The following is a 19,394-nucleotide window of genomic DNA, read 5'->3' on the forward strand; positions in this document are numbered from 1 at the left end:
GAAGGCGTCCCTTCAGAACCAGCGCATGACGGTGATCGGGAAGGGCGTCCAGAAGCCGATGCGCACACCAGCCTTGGCCAACGTGTCTCCCGTCCACTGATTGCACGTCCGTATCGCATCGTAATGGCCATGCGCCGGGTAGAAGGCGTCGTGGCGATCGTAGCCGGGGATTGCCGCGCCCTGCGCGCGCGCGGCGCGGATCAGGTCGGCGAGGCGGCGATATTCGGTGGGGCGCAGCGTGATCGCGCGCGTGTGGCGCGCCAACGCCGGGCGCGGGACGTGTTCGACATGCAGCAATGTGTCGTCGCTGCCGACCGCGGCGTGGAGGATCGTTGCCGGGCGCAGGTCCGCCCAATGCGGCGTATCGAGGAAGAAGCCGCGCTCGCCCCAGCCGATCGCAAGGTGATCGTACGCGGCATAGCGCGGGTCGCGCAGGTCGGCGGCCAGGAAATCGGCGCGCCAGTCGACGCCCGCCGCGACCGTGGGCACCACCAGTCCGGTGTGGATACCGTTGTCCTCGACGAAGATCGTCACGCCGCCGGCGGACGGCGGGCGCCAGCCGGCGTTGCGCGGCACCAGCCCGCCCAGCAACCCCGCCAGCGCATAGAGGCCGAGCAGCAGCGCGAGCGCAAGGACGCCGCGCGTCGCCCAGCGCGCTACAGGTCGAGCGCCCAACCGTCGCGGCCCTTGGGGTCGATCGGGCGCGTCGGCACGTAGCGGGTCGTGCCCGCGGCGAGCCGCAGGATCGTCCAGTCACCGCGCCGGTCGACCCGTTCCAGCGTGCAGCCGCACGCGGCGAAGGCGGCGACCACCTGGTCGCGCTGCGTGTCCAGCAGCCCCGCCAGTACGATCGTCGCCCCCGGCGCGGCGATCGCCGCCACCTCCGGCGCCATCGAGATCAGCGGGCCGGCGAGGATGTTGGCGATGACCAGATCATAGGGCGCGCGCGCGGCGATATCGTCCGACAGCGCGCCGTCGGCGACGATCAGGTGGAGCGCGTCGATGCCGTTGTCCGCCGCATTGTCGCGCGTGACGAGGATCGCGGCGGGGTCGATATCGGTCGCGGTGATCGTCGCGGCGGGCCACAGGTGGCGCGCGGCGAAGGCGAGCAGCCCGGTGCCGGTGCCCAGGTCGATCACATTGGCGAAGGCGCGGTCGGCCATGCCGTCCAGCATCGCCAGGCATCCGGAGGTGGTGGCGTGGTGGCCGGTGCCGAACGCCTGCCCGGCATCAATCAGGAAGGCGCGGCCGCCCGGCGGCGCGGCGACCGGGTGCGCGCTGGTATGGACGACGAAGCGCCCTTCGCGGATCGGCTCCAGTCCGGCCTGGCTCATCGCCACCCAGTCCTCGGCGCCCAGCGGCGTGACGACCGGTGCGATCCCCGCGGCGCTGGGGACGAGCGCGGCGAGCGCGGCGAGCAGCGCGGCGTCCGGCTCCTCCTCGACATAGGCGTCGAGCCGCCAGCGTTCGCGATCGTCCTCCACCTCCTCGGTGGTCATCAGCACCGCGTCGATCACCAGATCGTCGGCGGCGTCGATCGCCTCCGCCTCGGCGCGGGTGCACGGCAGCGTGACGCGCCAGCTGTCGACCTTATCGGACATAGCTGGCCCCGTTCACGTCGAGGACCGCGCCGGTCATCGAGGGTGGCGCATCGAGCGCGAGGAAGCGCGCGATCTCGGCCACCTCCTCCGGCTGGGCGACGCGGCCCAGCGGGATGTCGGCGAGCAGCCGGTCGCCGCCGCGGCTGGCGAGATAGTCATCGGCCATCCCGGTCATCGTGAAGCCGGGGCAGATCGCGAAGGCGAGCACGCCCCGAGCGGCATAGCCGCGCGCGATCGTCTTGGTCATCGCGACCATTCCCGCCTTGGCCGCGGCATAATGCCAGTGCGCGGGGCTGTCGCCGCGATAGGCGGCGCGGCTGGCGACGTTGACCAGGCGGCCGCCGTTTTCCAGCGCCAGCCAGTGGCGGACCGCGTGGCGCGACAATTGCGCCGCGGCGGTCAGGTTGACCTGCAGCGTGCGCTGCCACGCGGCGAGCCAGTCGGCATCGTCGCTGTCGATCGGTGCGGCCTCGAAGATGCCGGCGTTGTTGATGAGGACGTCGATCCGCCCGTCGAGCCGGTCGAGCGCCTGTTCCCAGAGCCGGTCGGCACCGGCGGGATCGGCGAAGTCGGCGGGGATGCCGGCGGCGGTGCCATGCCCGACCAGCCGTACCCCGGGGATGGCGGACAGCCGGGCGGCGATCGCGGCGCCGATGCCGCGGGTCGATCCGGTCAGCAGGATATGCGTCATGCCCGGCGGCATAACGCCGCCGATGCGATTAGGCCACGCTTGCCGAAAAGTCGCTGGCGGTGGTGCGCAGCTCGTCGAACCGGTCGCCGATCGTCGCGAAGGTGACGCCTACCGACGCCATCTGGTTGGCGACCGCCTGCGTCTCCTCACGGATTGCGGCGATCGTGTGCGACATGGAATCGGCGGCGAGCGCGGTTTCGTCGACCGCGGCGGTGATCGCGGTGACGGTCTGCGACTGGACGCGCATCGCGTCACTGACGCGGCTCGCGGATCCCTGCACGTCGGCGACGGTGCGCTTGATCGACGCGCTGGCGCCGACGGTGGTGTGGGTGGCGGCCTGGATCGCGGCGATCTTCGCGGCGATGTCGTCGGTGGCGCGCGCGGTCTGGTTGGCGAGGCTCTTCACCTCCTGCGCGACGACGGCGAAGCCGCGGCCGGCATCGCCAGCGCGCGCCGCTTCGATCGTCGCGTTGAGCGCCAGCAGGTTGGTCTGCCCGGCGATGTCGCGGATCAGCCCCAGGATCGATTCGATCGACTTGGCATGATCGCTGAGTGCTACGGTCGCGGTGACCGCGCCCTCGGCCTGGGCGGTGGCGTCCTCCAGCGTGCGGTTGCACGCATCCATGCTGACGCGCACGTCCTCGATCGCGCAGATCAGCCCCGCGGCGGTGGAGGCCGCGTCGCGCATCGCCAGCGCGGATTGTTCGGCGGCGGCGGCGACCTCGCTGGTCTTTTCCAGCATGTCGCCGGTGCAGGCCGACGCCTTGTCGACCTGCGCACGCATGTCCATCCCCTGCCTCGCGATCGCGTCGATGCCGCTGAAGATCGACGCGCGAAATGCGCCGCCGCGCTGTTCGCGGCTGGCGCGGGCATGGTGATCGGCCTGCATCGCCAGCTGGCGCGCCATCGCGTCGCTTTCGAACAGGGCGAGCCGCTGCACCACGTCCGCCAGCTGCATCTTGCGGTCGACGTCGCTGCCCGGTGCGGCGGCGATGAGCGAGAGCACCTGCGCGTGCGCCCGCGACATCGACGCCAGGAAGGCGGTGAGCGGGATATGCGCACGCTGCGACACGTCGACGTACTGGATCAGTTTCTTCTTCCACCGTTCGCCGAACGGCTCTTCGTAACGAATGCGGATGAAGTCGATGGTGCGCGCATGCTCGGCGGCGATCTCCTCGGCCCCGTCCCCGAACGCCTCCCGCGGGAGCGTCGGCTGCGCGCGGAAATGGTCCCAGAACGCCTGCGATACCGACTGCCAGCCGTCGGCTGCGTCGAGGATCGCGACGATCTCGCGGCAGGCCGCCGGCACCGCGCCGTCCCAATCGAAGCCGACCGCGCGCTCGGCCAGCGTGCGCGTGTCGAAACAGACCGCCAGATCGCTCATCGTCCGACCCCGCCGCCCGCCGCCGCCGTCATGCCGCGACCCTTCCGGCATAGACCGCCGCGCGCCCTTCCAGCGCGCCCAGGCGTCCCGCCAGCGTGTCGAAGCCCGCGCCCAGCTGGTCGATCTGGGTCGCGACGGTTTCGGTATCGTGGCGGATCGTGGCGATGGTGTGCGACATCGAATCGGCGGCCAGCGCAGTTTCGTCCACCGCCGCGGTGATCGCGGTGACGGTCTGCGCCTGCGCCTCCATCGCGTGGCGGATGCGTGTCGCGCTGTCCTGAACCTCCGCCACGGTCGTGCGGATCGAGGCGCTGGTATCGACGGTGACGCGGGTGGCGGCCTGGATCGCGGCGATCTTGGCGGCGATATCGTCAGTGGCGCGCGCGGTCTGGTTGGCGAGGCTCTTCACCTCCTGCGCGACGACGGCGAAGCCGCGGCCGGCATCGCCCGCGCGCGCCGCCTCGATCGTGGCGTTGAGCGCCAGCAGGTTGGTCTGCCCGGCGATGTCGCGGATCAGCCCCAGGATCGATTCGATCGACTTGGCATGATCGCTGAGCGCGCCCGACACGGTCACCGCATCGCCCGCCTGACCCGCGGCGCGAGTGGCGATCTCGGCGGCGATCTCCACCTCGGCGCGGGCATCCTCGATCGCGCGGATCAGCCCGGCGGCGGTGGAGGCGGCATCGCGCATCGCGACCGCCGACTGTTCGGCGGCGGCGGCGACCTCGCTGGTCTTGCCCAGCATCCCGCGCGCCGAGGAGGACGCCCCCGACGCCTGCGTGCGCAGCTGCTGCCCCTCGCGCGTGGTATCCTCCACGGTCAGCGCGATGCCGTCGCGGAACTCCGCCGCCAACCGGTCGCGCTCGACCTGCGCGCTGTACGCGCCATAGCCGTTGTAGATCTCGACGGTGATCTCGCCTTCCAGCGCCGACAGCCGCATCAGCGTATCGACCAGGTCCGGCAGGTCCGGTGCGCCCGCGGGCACCGCCGCGAGCAGCACGGTCAGCGCCATGCGGTCGCTGGCGCTGATCATCGACAGCAGCGCCATCGGCGTCACATCGGCGGAATAAGCGGCCGCGACCGCCCGCTCGATCGCATCGACCCACGGGCGCTCGCGGGTGTGGAGGAAGCGGTTGCGCAGGAATTCGCAGCCCAGTTCGACCATCCGCTCGTTACCTGCGTTCTGCCACAGCGAATCGGTCGCGAAGCAGCGTTGCCATTGTTCCCAATAGGCGCGCGCGATGTCGTGGACGCGCGGTTCCAGCAGCGCCCATACCGTCCGCGCGCTGTCGGCGAGCCGTCCGTCGGCGTCGAACACGCGGAACCGCTCGTCCAGGTCGAGCGCCGCGGCAATCGATCCGATGGGAGGCATATCCTTGGGCACGAAGCATTTCCTTGTGTGGCGACAGCATCGCCGATGTACGGCGTGACAGGTTAAGGCAGGGTTAGGGATGTGGCGCATGCCGATCCGCGCGCCGCGATAAGCCGGGCGCTTGCATCCCGTGCCGCATCGCCGCATAGACCGGCCCAAATCGTTCACGCCGTATTCCGAGGAGCCAAGCGGTGGCCACCAGACCCGATCGCCCGCGCAGCCCGCACCTGTTCAGCGGCCCGCTCGCGCTTCATTACCGCTGGAGCCCGGCGATGGCCGCGTCGATCTTCCATCGCGTGACCGGCGACGGCATGGCGACGGTGGGCACGGCGCTGCTGGTATGGTGGCTGGCGGCGATCGCGGCCGGGCCGGACGCCTATGCCACGTTCCTCCACGTGTTCACGACCGATCGGGGCAGCCTCAACGTGCTGGGCTGGGTGATCGGCGTCGGGCTGACCTGGGCGATGTTCCAGCACATGATGAGCGGTATCCGCCACCTGGTGATGGACACGGGCGCGGCGTTCGAGCTGAAGACCAACCGGACGCTCGCCGCGCTGACCTTCGTCGCGTCGGCGCTGCTGACGGTGGCGTTCTGGCTCTATCTGGGGATCAAGTGATGACGACGGAGATCGGCCGGGTCCGCGGACTGGGCAGCGCCCACGCCGGCGCGCATCATTGGTGGCATCAGAAGATCACCGCGGGCACCAACTTCCTGCTGGTCGTGTGGCTGCTGGCGTCGATCGCGCGGCTGCCGGCCTATGATTATACCACGGTGCGGCTGTGGCTGCATTCGATGTGGGTCGCGGTGCCGATGGTGCTGCTGATCGCATCGGTCTTCTACCATTTCCGCCTGGGGTTGCAGGTGGTGATCGAGGATTATGCGCACAAGGAGAATCGTTTCGTGATGACGATCCTCCTCAACGTGTTCACCGCCACCGCCGCCGCCATCGCCATCGTCTCGATCCTCAAGGTCGCGTTCGGAGCTGCCGCATAATGTCTGAGGCCTACAAGATCATCGACCACACCTATGACGCGGTGGTGGTCGGCGCGGGCGGATCGGGCCTGCGCGCCACGATGGGGATCGCGGAAAGCGGCCTCAAGACTGCCTGCATCACCAAGGTGTTCCCGACCCGCAGCCACACCGTGGCGGCGCAGGGCGGGATCGCGGCGTCGCTGGGCAACAATTCGCCGGACCATTGGTCGTGGCATATGTTCGACACCGTCAAGGGCTCCGACTGGCTCGGCGACCAGGATGCGATCGAATATATGGTCCGCGAGGCGCCGGCCGCGGTGTACGAGCTGGAACATGCGGGCGTGCCGTTCAGCCGCAACGACAACGGCACCATCTACCAGCGGCCGTTCGGCGGGCACATGCAGAACATGGGCGAAGGCCCGCCGGTGCAGCGCACCTGCGCCGCCGCCGACCGCACCGGCCACGCCATGCTGCACGCGCTGTACCAGCAGTCGCTGAAGTATGACGCCGACTTCTACGTCGAATATTTCGCGCTCGACCTCATCATGGAGAACGGCGCGTGCCGCGGCGTCATCGCGCTGTGCATGGAAGACGGGTCGATCCACCGCTTCCGCGCGCATGCGGTGGTGCTGGCGACCGGCGGCGGCGGGCGCGTGTACCAGTCCGCGACGTCGGCGCACACCTGCACCGGCGACGGCAACGGCATGGCGCTGCGCGCGGGCATCGCGCTGCAGGACATGGAGTTCGTGCAGTTTCACCCGACCGGCATCTACGGCGCGGGCGTCCTCATCACCGAGGGTGCGCGCGGCGAGGGCGGGTATCTGACCAATTCCGAGGGCGAGCGGTTCATGGAACGCTACGCCCCCTCCGCGAAGGACCTGGCCAGCCGCGACGTCGTCGCGCGTTCGATGGCGATGGAGATGCGCGAGGGCCGCGGCGTCGGCAAGGACAAGGACCATATCTTCCTCCACCTCGACCATATCGACCCCGCGGTGCTGCACGAGCGGCTGCCGGGGATCACCGAGACGGGGAAGATCTTCGCGGGCGTCGACCTGACGCGCCAGCCGCTGCCGGTGACGCCGACGGTCCATTACAACATGGGCGGCATTCCGTGTAACTATCACGGCGAGGTCGTCCGGCTGAAGGACGGCAACCCGGACTCGGTCGTCCCCGGCCTGTTCGCGGTCGGCGAGGCGGCGTGCGTGTCGGTGCACGGCGCCAACCGCCTCGGCTCCAACTCGCTGATCGACCTGGTCGTGTTCGGGCGCGCCACCGGCTTGCGGCTGAAGGACACGCTGAAGCCGAACACCTCGCACGATGCGCTGCCCAAGGGATCGGAAGAGCTGTCGCTGAGCCGGCTCGACCATTTCCGCAACGCCAAGGGCGGCACCCCGACCGCCAAGCTGCGCGCCGAGATGCAGAAGACGATGCAGCGCCACTGCGCCGTGTTCCGCGACAGCGCGCTGCTGGCCGAGGGCGTGACGAAGATCGACGGCATCTACCAGGGGATGCAGGACGTCGGTATCGCCGATCGCTCGCTGATCTGGAACACCGACCTGGTCGAGACGCTGGAGCTCGACAATCTGATCGGCCAGGCGGTGGTGACGATGAAGAGCGCCGACAACCGCAAGGAAAGCCGCGGTGCGCACATGCACGAGGATTTCCCGGAACGCGACGACGCCAACTGGATGAAGCACACGATCGCGACGTTCGATGGCTGGGGCGGCAAGGGCGGCGCGGTGTCGATCGACTACCGACCGGTGCACGATTACACGCTGACCGACGACATCGAGTACATCAAGCCGAAGAAGCGCGTCTACTGATCGCCGCCGCCGGCCCCGCATCGGCGGGCCCGGCGGTCGCGGCGGTCCGGCCCGTTCGACGATCCCGGGGTGGAGCGCACGCTTGACGGCGTGCTCCTACATGTGCCCAATCGCGGTGAACGGGGGCGCGGATGGCGGGCACGTGGTCGGGGGTGATGCGGGCGGTGCTGCTGCTGATGGCGGTGGCGGGCGTGGGTGCGCGGGCGTCCTCCCCCTCTACCGCAACGACCGCCGACGACAGCCCGCCGCCGCGCCACACGCTGCCCCCGCCCACGCTGGACGGCGACGATGCGACGATGCGGCAGCAGGCCGACACCGGGATCGTCGTGGAGCGCGACCGCAGCGCGCGCTGGCGGCTGGCGGAGCATCGCCGGCTGGACGCGGCGCTGGGCCGGCTCGCGCCAGAGCGTAGCGGCACGGTCGACGCCTATGTCGTGGTCGCGGCGCTGGACAGCGACCCGGTGTTCGCGCGTGAGGCGCGGGCGACCGCGGCGGTGCTGGCGCGGCGTTACGGCGCGGACGGGCGCACGATCGTGCTGGCCGGTCCGGACGGGCGCGGCGGCGCGGCGCTGCCGATGGGCAGTCCCGCCGCGGTCGACCTGGCGCTGGCGCGCGTCGCGGAGGTGATGAACCCGGCGGAGGACGTGCTGATCCTCTACACCACCAGCCATGGCGCGGGGTTCGGCCTGTACTACAACGACGGCGACCAGGGCTATGGTGCGATCGGCCCGGCGCATCTGTGGCGGCAATTGTCGGAACTGGGGATCCGCAACCGCCTGATCCTGCTCAGCGCCTGCTATTCGGGGGTGTTCGTGCCGATGCTGTCGTCGGACACGACCGCGATCGTCACCGCCGCCTCGGCGGAGCGCAGCAGCTTCGGGTGCGAGGCGGACAACGACTGGACGTTCTTCGGCGACGCGCTGGTCAACCATGCGCTGCGCCAGCCGGTGCCGCTGGCGACGGCAGTGGCGCAGGCGCAGCGCGAGATCGCCGGATGGGAGCGGCAGGCGAAGCTGACCCCGTCCGATCCGCAGGTGTCGATCGGCGCGGGCGCGCAGCGCTGGCTGGCGGCGCTGGAGCGCGCGCTGCCGCCCGCCGACGCGTCCGTCGGGCGCCCGGCGACGGCGGTGCTGGAGGAGGTGGCGCGGAACAAGCGGGCGCGCCGCTGATTGGGGCGGGATGACCGATACCCACGCCTCGCAATATCCGCTGCTCGCGGCCCCGCACATCCAGCTGCACGGCATCGTCGACGATGCGATGTATGCGCAGTTCAAGGACCAGCTGGCCGCCGCGCCCCCCGAAGGGCCGCTGGTGGTGTCGATCACGACATTGGGCGGCGACCCGGAAATGGCGCGCGCGATGGGCGATTCGATCCGGCTGCTGCGCGAATATACCGGGCGCGACGCGCTGTTCCTGGGCAAGGTGGCGGTGTATTCCGCGGGGGCGACGTTCATGTCGGCGTTTCCCGCCGACCGGCGCTTCCTGACCAAGAATTCGCGGCTGATGATCCACGAGCGGTTGATGAACAGCACCATCACGCTCAATGGCCCGCTCAACACGCTGACCCCGCTGCTGAAGGCCAAGCTGAACGAGATCGAGGATTCGATCCGCATCCAGGAGGAGGGGTTCGCCGATCTGGTGCGCGGCACGCAGGTGACGCTGGAGCAGCTGAAGCAAAAGGCGCCCGACAATTGGTATATCGAGGCCGAGGAGGCGCGGCGGCTGGGGCTGGTGCTGGACGTCATCTGACCCCCATCCTGCCCCCCCCCCCACGTCATGCGAAGGCGGGGGCGCGGCGCAGGTGCTGGTAGGCGGCGATCACCCGGGTCAGCTTGGCTTCGTGGCGGCGGTCGCCGCCGTTGCGATCGGGGTGGTAGCGGCGCACCAGTTCCGAATAGCGGCGGCGCAGCGCGGCCCGATCGGCGTCCGCGGCCAGACCCAGCACCTCCAGGTTGCGGCGGTCCTCCCCGGACAGGGGCTTGCCGTCGGCACGATCGGGCGTGGCGGCGGCGCGGCGGAAGCGGGCGCCGATCGCGTCGAGCGGGTCGGCGAAATCGGCCCAGCGCGGCCCCTGATCCCCCGCCCCGGCCCGCGCGAAGGCGCGCGTCTCGCGCTCCCACCCGGCCATCGGGCGCTGCGCCTGGTGGATTTCGTCGGCGGTCATGCCGTCGAAGTAATTGTAGCCGGCGTTGAACGCGCGGATGTGATCGAGGCAGAACCAGCGGAAGCGCGGCGGCCCTTCGCCGTCGCCCGGCCCTTCCAGCGGGGGCGCGCGGAATTCGCCCGCCTCCGCGCAGGCGGGGTGGGAGCACGGCTGCCCGGTCCCTTCGACCCGGCCGTGGAAACGGGTGTGGGGGCGATCCTTGTTCAACGCCACGCTTCGTCCATCTTCTTTCGCAAAAGAGACGCTATATGGGGGCGATGACCGACGCTTCCAGCACCCCCGCCGCGCGCCCCGTTCCCGGTACCGTCGCCGAGGCGATCGCCGCGCGGCTGACCGCCGCTCTGTCCCCCACGAGGCTGGAGGTGGCGAACGAGAGCGCGCAGCATCGCGGGCATCTGGGCGACGACGGCACGGGCGAAAGCCATTTCCGCGTGACGGTGGAAAGCGCGGCCTTCGCCGGGCAAACGCGCGTCGCGCGGCAGCGGATGGTCAACCACGCGCTGGCCGACCTGCTGGCCGAGCGCATCCACGCGCTGGCGATCCACGCGCGCGCGCCGGGCGAGGCGGCGGGCTGACGCCCCGCTCACCCGCCGTCGCCCGGCAGCGCCGCTGGGGCGGGCGGCGGCCCCGGTTCCCATAGCGACCCCGGCAACGACCCCGACCCCGGCCGGGCACCCGGCGCCGCGAGCGCGAACCAGGCGTCGCGCGCGGCGGCGAGCGCGGCCATCGCGGGGGCATCGCGATGGTCCGGCCCCGGCCCCATCGCCGCCGCTTCCTGCGCCGTGAGCGCGCGTTCGTAGTCGAGGTGCGTCGGCTCGCCCTCCTCCTCCCCCATGAAGCCGGGGGGCGGGGGGAAGGAGGTGCGCCATGCATCGGCGACGTCGCACCACCAGACGGGCGCTGACTCCGGCGGAGACGGGGCGGGCGAATGTTGCGAATGTTGAGACGCCGGCGCGTCGTTGGCGGGCGGCGGGGCGTCGTGCGGGGGCGGGGCGAGCCGCAGCAGCCCGGCGGCCTCCGCCCGCGCCCATTGCTCCGCCGTCCATGACGCACGCTGCGCGGGATCGAGATCGGCGACCGGCACCTCCTGCGCGGTGGCATGGCCGGTGCGCGCGAGGCGATCGGCCGCGGCGAGCGCGAACAGCGGCGCGAGATCATGCGCGGCCGCGCGATCGTCCGCCGCGGCGTCGAGCAGGTCGCCCAGCCCCGCGTGGCGCCGCGCGAGGAACAGCCCGGCCTGCGCCGGCCCGCCGCCGCCGTCGACCAGATCGAGGAAGGCGTCGAATTCCTGCGCCACCAGCCGCGCGGCGCGCACGTCGGCATCGGGGGCGGATTCCACCTGCCGGTCGAGCCGCGCGAGCAGCGTCATCGCGAGGCGATTGTCATGGCGGTGGCGCGTGACGGTGACGCCGTCGGCGCGGGTATAGGTATCGACCTGGCCGTGGAGCGCGCGGACCATCAGCGTGTCGGCGACCACATCGCGCGCGACCAGCGTCGCCGCGCGCCACCCGAGCGCGAAGCCCGCGCCCTTCGCCGAGCGGCGGAAGGCATAGGCGGAGGTGGCCGACAGCCCGACCTGCGTGCAGGCGGCATCGACGCCATGCCCCTCGGCGATCGCCGCGAGGAAGAGGCGCTGGTTGGCGGCGGACCAGCCGTCGGCGCGGCGGGAGGGGGTGGGATCGGGGAGCAGCGCGGTGGGGGCGGGCGCGGGATCGGGCGCGAGATCGGACGGGGGCTGGGGCGCGCGGCGGGCGGGGGCGGTGATGCCCTCCATCGGGGTCATGACGGTCATGCGGTGGCCCTCCCTGTGGTGTGCGGGGGAGGGTGGCGGGTGTTGGGGGGTGTAGGACAGGTGCCGGAGCGTGCTTGTTATTATGTCACTACGACTCGTATTACATTTCTCTCCGTTATTTGCAAAAATAATTAACGCATAGTTTTATTCAATAGGTTTAATTGAAGTCGCTTGCGGTATTTGCGATTGCAGAGTGCAAATCTGGCCTAAGTATGAACTCAGGCAATTCCGCCTTATCGGAAATTTTCTCCGATGACGGATTCCCAATATATACATTAATAATCTTCAGCGTTACCGAAAAATCTTCGCTAGTATCTGGCGATCGGATCTTTTCGCGCCGATCAGCGTGGTGATGCAATTCTCTTATAAGAACTGAGAATGCATCTTCATGGTTTAAAACTTGCGCTTTTTCTTCAATGAAGTTGATAAAGTTTTTGTCAAATTTTCCGGATGAGGCGCTAGTATCTTCGGCAATCAGGTCGCTATCATCTTCAACGCTCTGATGACGGGTTTTTACTTGTGTTAATACTCTAGGCTTTTTAAATTGTTCACACTGATGCGCTGCCCACGGCGCGGCAATGGACAATATTAAGGATGCACCAATGGCGGGCGCTACAAAATGTGGGAAATAATGAGAAGCAAAAGACAGGGCGACTAACAGGCACAAAGAGAGATTAAACAGAAAAGTACCTCGATTGACCGTCAATGGCATTTTCATAGTTACACCTTGCCCGTTAGGCGGCTCCAGGCCATTCCGGCTGCTAACGCCTGTGGTTCCGTTGCTGGAGATGCGAGCGTTTTTGCGACTAAGCCACCAATTAGAACAAATGCTACGAATTGAAAGATATACGATGCTCGAGGTGATCTGAAAATATTCTCCAAAAGATCAGCGTATCCATAGGCTTTTTTTGACCGATCGTTAGCCTTCCCCACAATACAAGAGCACCTACAACGCTGTAGCCGTACATTAGCCAGTCGTGCGAGTCCCCTAAGCTCACTTCCAATCCTCGATTGCTAAGCATGTGGCGCCTAAGCGTTCTCTAGCATGCTTTAATTTACTTATTAGTTCGTCCAGATCTGACAATGAGCTTTGAAAGCAAATGTCTTCGTCTGTGTCCAGATTAAGATAAAATACCGCAAGAGGAACTTTGTCAATAATATCGTTTTCTGCATTAAATGCAATGCGCGCATCGATCGCAAAGTCTATATAGCGAAACGACGGAAGTATAGAATTTGCAACCTTGGAAACGTCGAAATCGCGCTTTATAGCGTCTTTCTTCTTAAGTGCGATGCCGAGAATTTCACTAACTATCGGCCTCGATTGTTCATCAATCAGGCCCTCCGGCGCGGCGTCAAAAAAGTCGTCTTTAGATACATCAATATCGAATACAGATCCTACTGTCAGAGCGACAGCGGATAGAAGATCTCCAACGATATTGCGATCAATACCTGATAAACTTGCGGCGACATCCGGGTCGTATCTCGACCGCTTCGAGAAATTCGAGGAAACGTAATCGATAATAGTGTTAAGTTTGTCGGTTTCTAAATTCCCAAGGAGAGTGTAACCCATCTTAATGTGGGGGAATGCCGAACTTGGTAAATCAACCAAGCGATGCCGAAGTGTCTTCTGAGCAACAGTCAGCTCGGCGACGTCCATGTCTGATCCTCTCGGTGGCCGATCTCTGACATCTAAGGCACAAATTTATCTGCTACGCAATGATGGAGGCGATATAGCGATTTTCCCTATCACGGGTTGGCGAGCAACGGCGCCAGATACCTCCCCGTAAAGCTCCGCTCCTCCTTCACCACATCCTCCGGCACGCCCGCCGCGACGATCTCCCCGCCCTTGACCCCGCCTTCCGGCCCCAGGTCGATGATCCAGTCGGCGGTCTTGATGACATCCAGATTGTGTTCGATCACCACCACGGTGTTGCCCTGCTCGACCAGCGCGTGGAGCACCTCCAGCAGCTTGCGCACGTCCTCGAAATGGAGGCCGGTGGTGGGTTCGTCGAGGATGTAGAGCGTGTTGCCGGTGGCGCGGCGGCTGAGCTCCTTGGCGAGCTTCACGCGCTGCGCCTCGCCGCCCGACAGGGTGGTCGCCTGCTGCCCGACCTTGACGTAGCCGAGCCCGACTTCGACCAGCATCGCCATCTTGTCGCGGATCGGCGGCACGTTGGCGAAGAAGCTGGCGGCATCCTCCACCGTCATGTCGAGGACGTCGGCGATGGAATGGCCCTTGAACTTCACCTCCAGCGTTTCGCGGTTGTAGCGCGCGCCGTGGCACACGTCGCAGGTGACGTAGACGTCGGGAAGGAAGTGCATCTCGATCTTGAGCACGCCGTCGCCCTGGCACGCCTCGCACCGCCCGCCCTTGACGTTGAAGCTGAACCGCCCGGGCTTGTAGCCGCGCGCCTGCGATTCGGGCAGGCCCGCGAACCAGTCGCGGATCTGCGTGAAGGCGCCGGTGTAGGTCGCCGGGTTCGACCGCGGGGTGCGGCCGATCGGCGACTGGTCGATGTCGATGACCTTGTCGAGATGCTGCAGCCCGGTGATCCTGTCATGCTTGCCCGCCAGGATGCGCGCGCCGTTCAGCTGGCGCGCGGCGGCGGCGTAGAGCGTGTCGATCGTGAAGCTGGACTTGCCCGACCCGGACACGCCGGTGATGCAGGTGAAGGTGCCGAGCGGGATCGACGCGGTGACGCCGGTCAGGTTGTTGGCGGTGGCGTTGTGGACGGTCAGCTTCTTGCCCGATCCCTTGCGGCGCTTGGCGGGCAGGGGCACTTCGCGGGTGCCGTTGAGGTAATCGGCGGTGATCGACGTCTTCGATTTCAGCAGCTGCTTGACGGTGCCCTGCGCCACCACCTTGCCGCCGTGGACGCCCGCGCCCGGCCCCATGTCGATCACGTAATCGGCCATGCGGATCGCATCCTCGTCATGCTCCACGACGATGACGGTGTTGCCTAGGTCGCGCAGACGCCGGAGCGTGGCGAGCAGCATGTCGTTGTCGCGCTGGTGCAGCCCGATCGACGGTTCGTCGAGGACGTAGAGGACGCCGCTGAGCCCGCTGCCGATCTGGCTGGCAAGGCGGATGCGCTGGCTCTCGCCCCCCGACAGCGTGCCCGAGGTGCGATCGAGGTTCAGGTAATCGAGGCCGACGTTGTTGAGGAAGCCGAGCCGCTCGACGATCTCCTTCAGGATGCGTTCGGCGATCGCGCGCTGCTGGTCGCCCAGGTGGTTCGGCAGGTCGGTGAAGAAGGCGAGCGCGTCGACCACGCTCATCCGCGTGGCGTGGCTGATGTCCTCGCCCGCGATCTTGACCGCCAGCGCCTCGGGCTTGAGGCGGGCGCCGTGGCAGACCTCGCACGCCTGCGACGACTGGTATTTGGACAGCTCCTCCTTCATCCACGCGCTTTCCGTCTGGAGGAGGCGGCGGTTGAGGTTGCCGATGACGCCCTCGAATGGCTTCTTCACGTCGTAGGACTTCTTGCCGTCGACGAAGGTGAGCGTGACCGGCTTGCCGCCGGTGCCGTGGAGGATGACCAGCTTCACCTCGCCCGGCAGGTCGGCCCAGGGCGTGTCGAGCGAGAAGCCGAACTCGCGCGCCAGGCTGGCCATCACCTGCATGTAGTAAGGCGAGGGCGGGTTGGATTTCGCCCAGGGGACGACCGCGCCCTTCTTGATCGACAGATCGTGGTTGGGGACGACCAGATCCTCGTCGAAGATCATCTTCTCGCCCAGCCCGTCGCACGCCGGGCAGGCGCCCTGGGGGGCGTTGAAGCTGAACAGCCGCGGCTCGATCTCCGCGATGGTGAAGCCGCTGACCGGGCAGGCGAACTTTTCGGAAAAGACGATGCGGCCGGGGGGGGCGTGATCGCCCAGCACGACGCTTTCGGGGGTGCGCGGCTCGACGGGGTCGGCGGGGTCGATATAGGCGAGGCCGTCGGCGAGCTTCAGCGCTGTTTCGAAACTGTCGGCCAGGCGGGTCGCGACATCCTCGCGCACCACCAGGCGATCGACCACCACCTCGATATCGTGCTTGTACTTCTTGTCGAGCGCGGGCGCCTCGTCGATCTCATGCACCACGCCGTCGATGCGCACGCGGGTGAAGCCGGCCTTCTGCCACTCCGCCAGCTCCTTGCGATACTCGCCCTTGCGCCCGCGCACGACGGGGGCGAGCAGGTAGAGCCGCGTCCCCTCCGGCAGCGCCATGACGCGGTCGACCATCTGGCTGACCGTCTGCGCCGCGATCGGCAGGCCGGTGGCGGGGGAATAGGGGACGCCGACGCGCGCCCACAGCAGGCGCATATAGTCGTAGATCTCGGTGACGGTCGCCACCGTCGAGCGCGGGTTGCGGCTGGTCGTCTTCTGCTCGATCGAGATCGCGGGGGACAGCCCCTCGATATGGTCGACGTCGGGCTTCTGCATCAGCTCCAGGAACTGGCGCGCATAGGCCGACAGCGATTCGACGTAGCGGCGCTGCCCCTCGGCATAGATGGTGTCGAACGCGAGGCTGGACTTGCCCGAACCGGACAGCCCGGTGATGACCGTCAGCGTATCGCGCGGGATATCGACGCTGACGTCCTTGAGGTTATGCTCGCGCGCGCCGCGGACCGAAATCGTGGTAAGTGCCATGCGGGGGTATGTTCCAGATTTGTTCGCGCCCGTCCAGCCGGCGCCGTCCGGCGGGATGTGGGGCGATGGGGGGAGCGGGGCAAGATGAGCGGTGGAACGATGAAGGTGGCGGCTTCGATCCGTTGCACCGCGGGCGGGGTGTCTTATATCCCTGTCACACAGGCGAGGTGAGCGACGTGGCCAAGAAGAAGGCGAAGAAGGGCAAGCTGCCCAAGGAGATCCTGGGCGTGAAGCTGCCCAAGGAGCTGCGCAAGGCGGGTGACGAGCTGATCGGGCAGGCCGGGGCGGCGGTGGCGAGCGCGGCGGGGCGGCAGGCGATCGCGGGCGCGCTGACGGTCGCGGCGGCGGCGGCCAGCGCGGCGATCGCGCGCAAGGTGTCCGAGGGAACGGCAGACGGGGCGGGCACGCCGCGCGCCGCCGCTTCCGCCCCCGCGGCCGGGACGGCGGGCGAGGCGCCGCCGCCGCAGGGCACGCAGCGCGCACCCGATCCGCAGGCGGTGGCCGATGCGGTGGTGCAGGCCGCCGACGCGGTGCTGGGGCGGCTGTTCGGGAAGCGGGCGTAGCGGCGGACGGCGCTGGGCGTGCCGGTCGTCCGGGACTGTGTGCCGCCTTTCGGAAGCGGACGGGCCTATAACGAAAGAGCGGCGTGCAGACGTCGCCCCAGCGAAGGCTGGGGCCTTTCCGGAGCAGGCGTGTGTGCCGCGGGGAGATCCCAGCTTTCGCTGGGATGACGTGGTGGGGCCGGGGCGGCATGAAGTGCGAAGCCGAGGCGCATAAGCAATCAGGACGGTCGCGACCGCGGGTTGACGCGCCTCGCCCATAAGTATTGTTATGCCGCCATAAGCAGCTTGAGGAGAGGCCGGTGGCATACGAACAGATCATCTACGAGGTCGCCGACGGGGTCGCGACGATCACGCTGAACCGGCCGGAGAAGCTGAACGCCTTTACCGGCACGATGATGGCCGAGCTGATCGCCGCGTTCGACGCGAGCGATGCCGACGACGACGTGCGTTGCGTGATCGTGACCGGCGCGGGGCGCGCGTTCTGCGCCGGCGCGGACCTGTCGGCGGGGGGCAAGACGTTCGACTACGAAAGCCGCGGCGAGGAATCGCCGGTCGGGCCGGACGGCGAGCTGCGCTATGCCAGCGAGAGCGCGCGCGACGGCGGCGGGCGGCTGACGCTGCGCATCTTCGAATCGCTCAAGCCGGTGATCGCGGCGATCAACGGCCCGGCGGTGGGCGTGGGCAGCACGATGACGCTGCCGATGGACATCCGGCTGGCGAGCGACACCGCGCGCATGGGCTTCGTGTTCGCGCGGCGCGGGATCGTGCCGGAAGCGGCGTCGAGCTATTTCCTGCCGCGCGTCGTCGGGATCAGCCAGGCGCTGGAATGGTGCTATTCCGGCCGCGTCTTCGACGCCGCCGAGGCGCAGGCGGGCGGGCTGGTGAAGGAGGTGCTGCCCGCCGACCGGCTGCTGGCGCGCGCCAACGAACTGGCCCGCGAGATCGCCGACAATACCGCCCCGGTATCGGTGGCGCTGACGCGCGCGATGCTGTGGCGGGGGCTGGGCTATTCGCACCCGATGGACGCGCACAAGGTCGACAGCCGCGCGATCCTGTCGCGCGGGCGGTCGGGCGATGCGAAGGAGGGCGTGACGTCGTTCCTGGAGAAGCGCGCGCCGGTCTATCCCGACCGGGTGAGCCGGGACATGCCGGACTTCGTGCCGTGGTGGGAGGAGCAGCGTTATTCGTGATGTGATTCGTGAACGCGCAGGCGCGAAGAAGGTCGGGTTCACGCGAAGACGCGAAGACGCGAAGGGGGGGTAGTTCACGCGGAGGCGCGGAGCGCACGGAGGGGGTGTGGCGGGGTGTCGTCGTGCTCGTCGGTGGCGTTGGGGAGGGAGCCTGCGGCGCTTGGCCTCGCCCTTGCCCCGGTATCCGTCGCCCCTGCGCAGGCAGGGGCCGATCTCTGCCCGCGTCCCGACCGGCGCGACCAACGAACGCGACGCCCATGTGTCGGCTCGACCGGCACACGAACCAGCAATAGGCCCCTGCCTGCACAGGGGCGACCGGTTTGGATGGCCGTTGCGGGCACCGCGGGGATTTTGTGGGGATGGGGTGCTTTCGATCGCGGGAGATCCCGGCTTTCGCCGGGATGACGCAGGGGGGGCGGGTGGCGCGGGGCGGTGAACCTCCCCGCCGGTGCGGCGCGTTGGGGCGGGACGGAGGTGCGGCGTGCGTGACGAGGACAAGCGGCTGGCGGCCGAGGCGGCGGTGGCGGAGGTGCGGGACGGGATGCTCGTCGGGCTGGGCACCGGATCGACCGTGGCGTTCGCGATCGCGGCGCTGATCGCGCGGGGTGCGCGGATCGAGACGGTGGCGACCAGCATCGACAGCGCGGCGAAGGCGCGCGCGGGCGGGCTGGTGGTACGCGACTTCGCCGATGTGGCGCGCGTCGACCTGACCATCGACGGCGCGGACGAGGTGGATGCGCGGCTGTTCGCGATCAAGGGCGCGGGCGGAGCGATGCTGCGCGAGAAGATCGTCGCGGCGGCCTCCGTGCGGATGGTGGTGATCGCCGACGGATCGAAGCGGGTGGCCGCGATCGGCGCGGCGAAGCTGCCGGTCGAGGTGCTGCCGTTCGCGCGCGCCTTCGTGGCCGACCGGCTGGCGGCGCTGGGCGCGGCGGTGACGGTGCGTGACGGGGTGACCGACAACGGCAATATCGTGCTGGACGCGCGGTTCGGCGCGATCCCCGATCCGGCGGCGCTGGCGCGCGCGATCGCGGCGATTCCGGGCGCGCTGGGGCACGGGCTGTTCCTGTCGCAGGTCGATGCCGCCTATATCGCCGACGACGGCGTCGTTACGCGGCTGGAACGCGGCGACGCGAGCCGTTAAGGGGGCCGGGACTCGGCAACCGGCGCCCGGCCGGTGCGTTGGCATGACCATTCCGGACAAGAGGT

The 19,394-nt window shown here is 68.3% G+C and carries 19 protein-coding genes; 9 read left to right on the top strand and 10 right to left on the bottom strand.

The window, feature by feature from the left end:
* Nucleotides 1-12 precede the first annotated feature (12 nt).
* From COA07_RS07920 to COA07_RS07940, 5 genes are read right to left on the bottom strand one after another with little or no spacing between them, the layout of a single operon-like run.
* On the bottom strand, nucleotides 13-675 hold the full coding sequence (locus tag COA07_RS07920; protein WP_066712747.1) for a TIGR02117 family protein: 663 nt from the start codon (nucleotides 673-675) through the stop codon (nucleotides 13-15).
* Nucleotides 657-1,601: a 50S ribosomal protein L11 methyltransferase gene (locus COA07_RS07925; protein ID WP_066712749.1), complete on the bottom strand. Its 945-nt coding sequence runs from the start codon at nucleotides 1,599-1,601 to the stop codon at nucleotides 657-659. Before COA07_RS07925 ends, COA07_RS07920 begins: the two co-directional genes overlap by 19 nt.
* Nucleotides 1,591-2,292: an SDR family NAD(P)-dependent oxidoreductase gene (locus tag COA07_RS07930; RefSeq protein WP_066712754.1), complete on the bottom strand. Its 702-nt coding sequence runs from the start codon at nucleotides 2,290-2,292 to the stop codon at nucleotides 1,591-1,593. The genes COA07_RS07925 and COA07_RS07930 overlap by 11 nt, the downstream gene beginning before the upstream one ends.
* A 28-nt stretch (nucleotides 2,293-2,320) precedes the next feature.
* Nucleotides 2,321-3,676, bottom strand: a complete 1,356-nt coding sequence (locus COA07_RS07935) for a methyl-accepting chemotaxis protein (RefSeq protein WP_096640762.1) — start codon at nucleotides 3,674-3,676, stop codon at nucleotides 2,321-2,323.
* A gap of 28 nt (nucleotides 3,677-3,704) precedes the next feature.
* Nucleotides 3,705-5,048 carry a methyl-accepting chemotaxis protein gene (locus COA07_RS07940; protein ID WP_096640884.1) on the bottom strand — a complete coding sequence of 448 codons (1,344 nt, stop codon included), beginning with the start codon at nucleotides 5,046-5,048 and terminating at the stop codon, nucleotides 3,705-3,707.
* A 191-nt stretch (nucleotides 5,049-5,239) separates the two neighbouring features.
* Here COA07_RS07940 and sdhC point away from each other — a divergent pair, with 191 nt between their 5' ends.
* The 5 genes from sdhC to COA07_RS07965 all read left to right on the top strand — a co-directional run bounded on the left by sdhC (nucleotide 5,240) and on the right by COA07_RS07965 (nucleotide 9,593).
* Nucleotides 5,240-5,665 (top strand): succinate dehydrogenase, cytochrome b556 subunit, encoded by a 426-nt coding sequence (sdhC, locus tag COA07_RS07945; RefSeq protein ID WP_066712845.1) that lies wholly within the window; start codon nucleotides 5,240-5,242, stop codon nucleotides 5,663-5,665.
* Nucleotides 5,665-6,042, top strand: a complete 378-nt coding sequence (gene sdhD / locus COA07_RS07950; protein ID WP_066712847.1) for a succinate dehydrogenase, hydrophobic membrane anchor protein — start codon at nucleotides 5,665-5,667, stop codon at nucleotides 6,040-6,042. Before sdhC ends, sdhD begins: the two co-directional genes overlap by 1 nt.
* A complete protein-coding gene (gene sdhA, locus COA07_RS07955) occupies nucleotides 6,042-7,844 on the top strand; it encodes a succinate dehydrogenase flavoprotein subunit (RefSeq protein WP_066712849.1) in 1,803 nt (600 codons plus the stop codon). The genes sdhD and sdhA overlap by 1 nt, the downstream gene beginning before the upstream one ends.
* A gap of 131 nt (nucleotides 7,845-7,975) precedes the next feature.
* Nucleotides 7,976-9,013: a C13 family peptidase gene (locus COA07_RS07960; protein WP_245842067.1), complete on the top strand. Its 1,038-nt coding sequence runs from the start codon at nucleotides 7,976-7,978 to the stop codon at nucleotides 9,011-9,013.
* Between the two features lie 10 nt (nucleotides 9,014-9,023).
* The gene (locus tag COA07_RS07965) at nucleotides 9,024-9,593 is read left to right on the top strand and encodes an ATP-dependent Clp protease proteolytic subunit (RefSeq protein WP_066713766.1); all 570 of its coding nucleotides are present in this window, start codon (nucleotides 9,024-9,026) and stop codon (nucleotides 9,591-9,593) included.
* 25 nt (nucleotides 9,594-9,618) lie between these two features.
* Here the strand turns inward: COA07_RS07965 and COA07_RS07970 are convergent, their stop codons facing one another.
* Nucleotides 9,619-10,215, bottom strand: a complete 597-nt coding sequence (locus COA07_RS07970) for a DnaJ domain-containing protein (protein WP_255266847.1) — start codon at nucleotides 10,213-10,215, stop codon at nucleotides 9,619-9,621.
* A 50-nt stretch (nucleotides 10,216-10,265) separates the two neighbouring features.
* Here COA07_RS07970 and COA07_RS07975 point away from each other — a divergent pair, with 50 nt between their 5' ends.
* Nucleotides 10,266-10,583, top strand: a complete 318-nt coding sequence (locus COA07_RS07975) for a BolA family protein (RefSeq protein ID WP_066713771.1) — start codon at nucleotides 10,266-10,268, stop codon at nucleotides 10,581-10,583.
* 8 nt (nucleotides 10,584-10,591) lie between these two features.
* Here the strand turns inward: COA07_RS07975 and COA07_RS07980 are convergent, their stop codons facing one another.
* The 4 genes from COA07_RS07980 to uvrA all read right to left on the bottom strand — a co-directional run bounded on the left by COA07_RS07980 (nucleotide 10,592) and on the right by uvrA (nucleotide 16,432).
* Nucleotides 10,592-11,800: a hypothetical protein gene (locus tag COA07_RS07980; protein ID WP_141396491.1), complete on the bottom strand. Its 1,209-nt coding sequence runs from the start codon at nucleotides 11,798-11,800 to the stop codon at nucleotides 10,592-10,594.
* Between the two features lie 157 nt (nucleotides 11,801-11,957).
* Nucleotides 11,958-12,518 carry a hypothetical protein gene (locus COA07_RS17720; protein ID WP_141396492.1) on the bottom strand — a complete coding sequence of 187 codons (561 nt, stop codon included), beginning with the start codon at nucleotides 12,516-12,518 and terminating at the stop codon, nucleotides 11,958-11,960.
* Between the two features lie 276 nt (nucleotides 12,519-12,794).
* Nucleotides 12,795-13,457 carry a hypothetical protein gene (locus COA07_RS17725; protein ID WP_141396493.1) on the bottom strand — a complete coding sequence of 221 codons (663 nt, stop codon included), beginning with the start codon at nucleotides 13,455-13,457 and terminating at the stop codon, nucleotides 12,795-12,797.
* Between the two features lie 89 nt (nucleotides 13,458-13,546).
* A complete protein-coding gene (gene uvrA, locus COA07_RS07985) occupies nucleotides 13,547-16,432 on the bottom strand; it encodes an excinuclease ABC subunit UvrA (RefSeq protein WP_066712248.1) in 2,886 nt (961 codons plus the stop codon).
* A gap of 167 nt (nucleotides 16,433-16,599) precedes the next feature.
* Between uvrA and COA07_RS07990 the strand changes: the two genes are divergently transcribed.
* The 3 genes from COA07_RS07990 (at nucleotide 16,600) to rpiA (ending at nucleotide 19,329) form a co-directional block, all read left to right on the top strand.
* Nucleotides 16,600-16,995: a hypothetical protein gene (locus COA07_RS07990; RefSeq protein ID WP_245842068.1), complete on the top strand. Its 396-nt coding sequence runs from the start codon at nucleotides 16,600-16,602 to the stop codon at nucleotides 16,993-16,995.
* A gap of 299 nt (nucleotides 16,996-17,294) precedes the next feature.
* Complete coding sequence (locus COA07_RS07995; protein ID WP_066709698.1) at nucleotides 17,295-18,185, top strand: crotonase/enoyl-CoA hydratase family protein; 891 nt, start codon at nucleotides 17,295-17,297, stop codon at nucleotides 18,183-18,185.
* 481 nt (nucleotides 18,186-18,666) lie between these two features.
* Complete coding sequence (rpiA, locus tag COA07_RS08000; RefSeq protein WP_066709696.1) at nucleotides 18,667-19,329, top strand: ribose-5-phosphate isomerase RpiA; 663 nt, start codon at nucleotides 18,667-18,669, stop codon at nucleotides 19,327-19,329.
* The last annotated feature ends 65 nt before the right edge of the window (nucleotides 19,330-19,394 follow it).

The sequence above is a fragment of the Sphingomonas adhaesiva genome (assembly GCF_002374855.1).
Lineage (GTDB): Bacteria > Pseudomonadota > Alphaproteobacteria > Sphingomonadales > Sphingomonadaceae > Sphingomonas > Sphingomonas adhaesiva.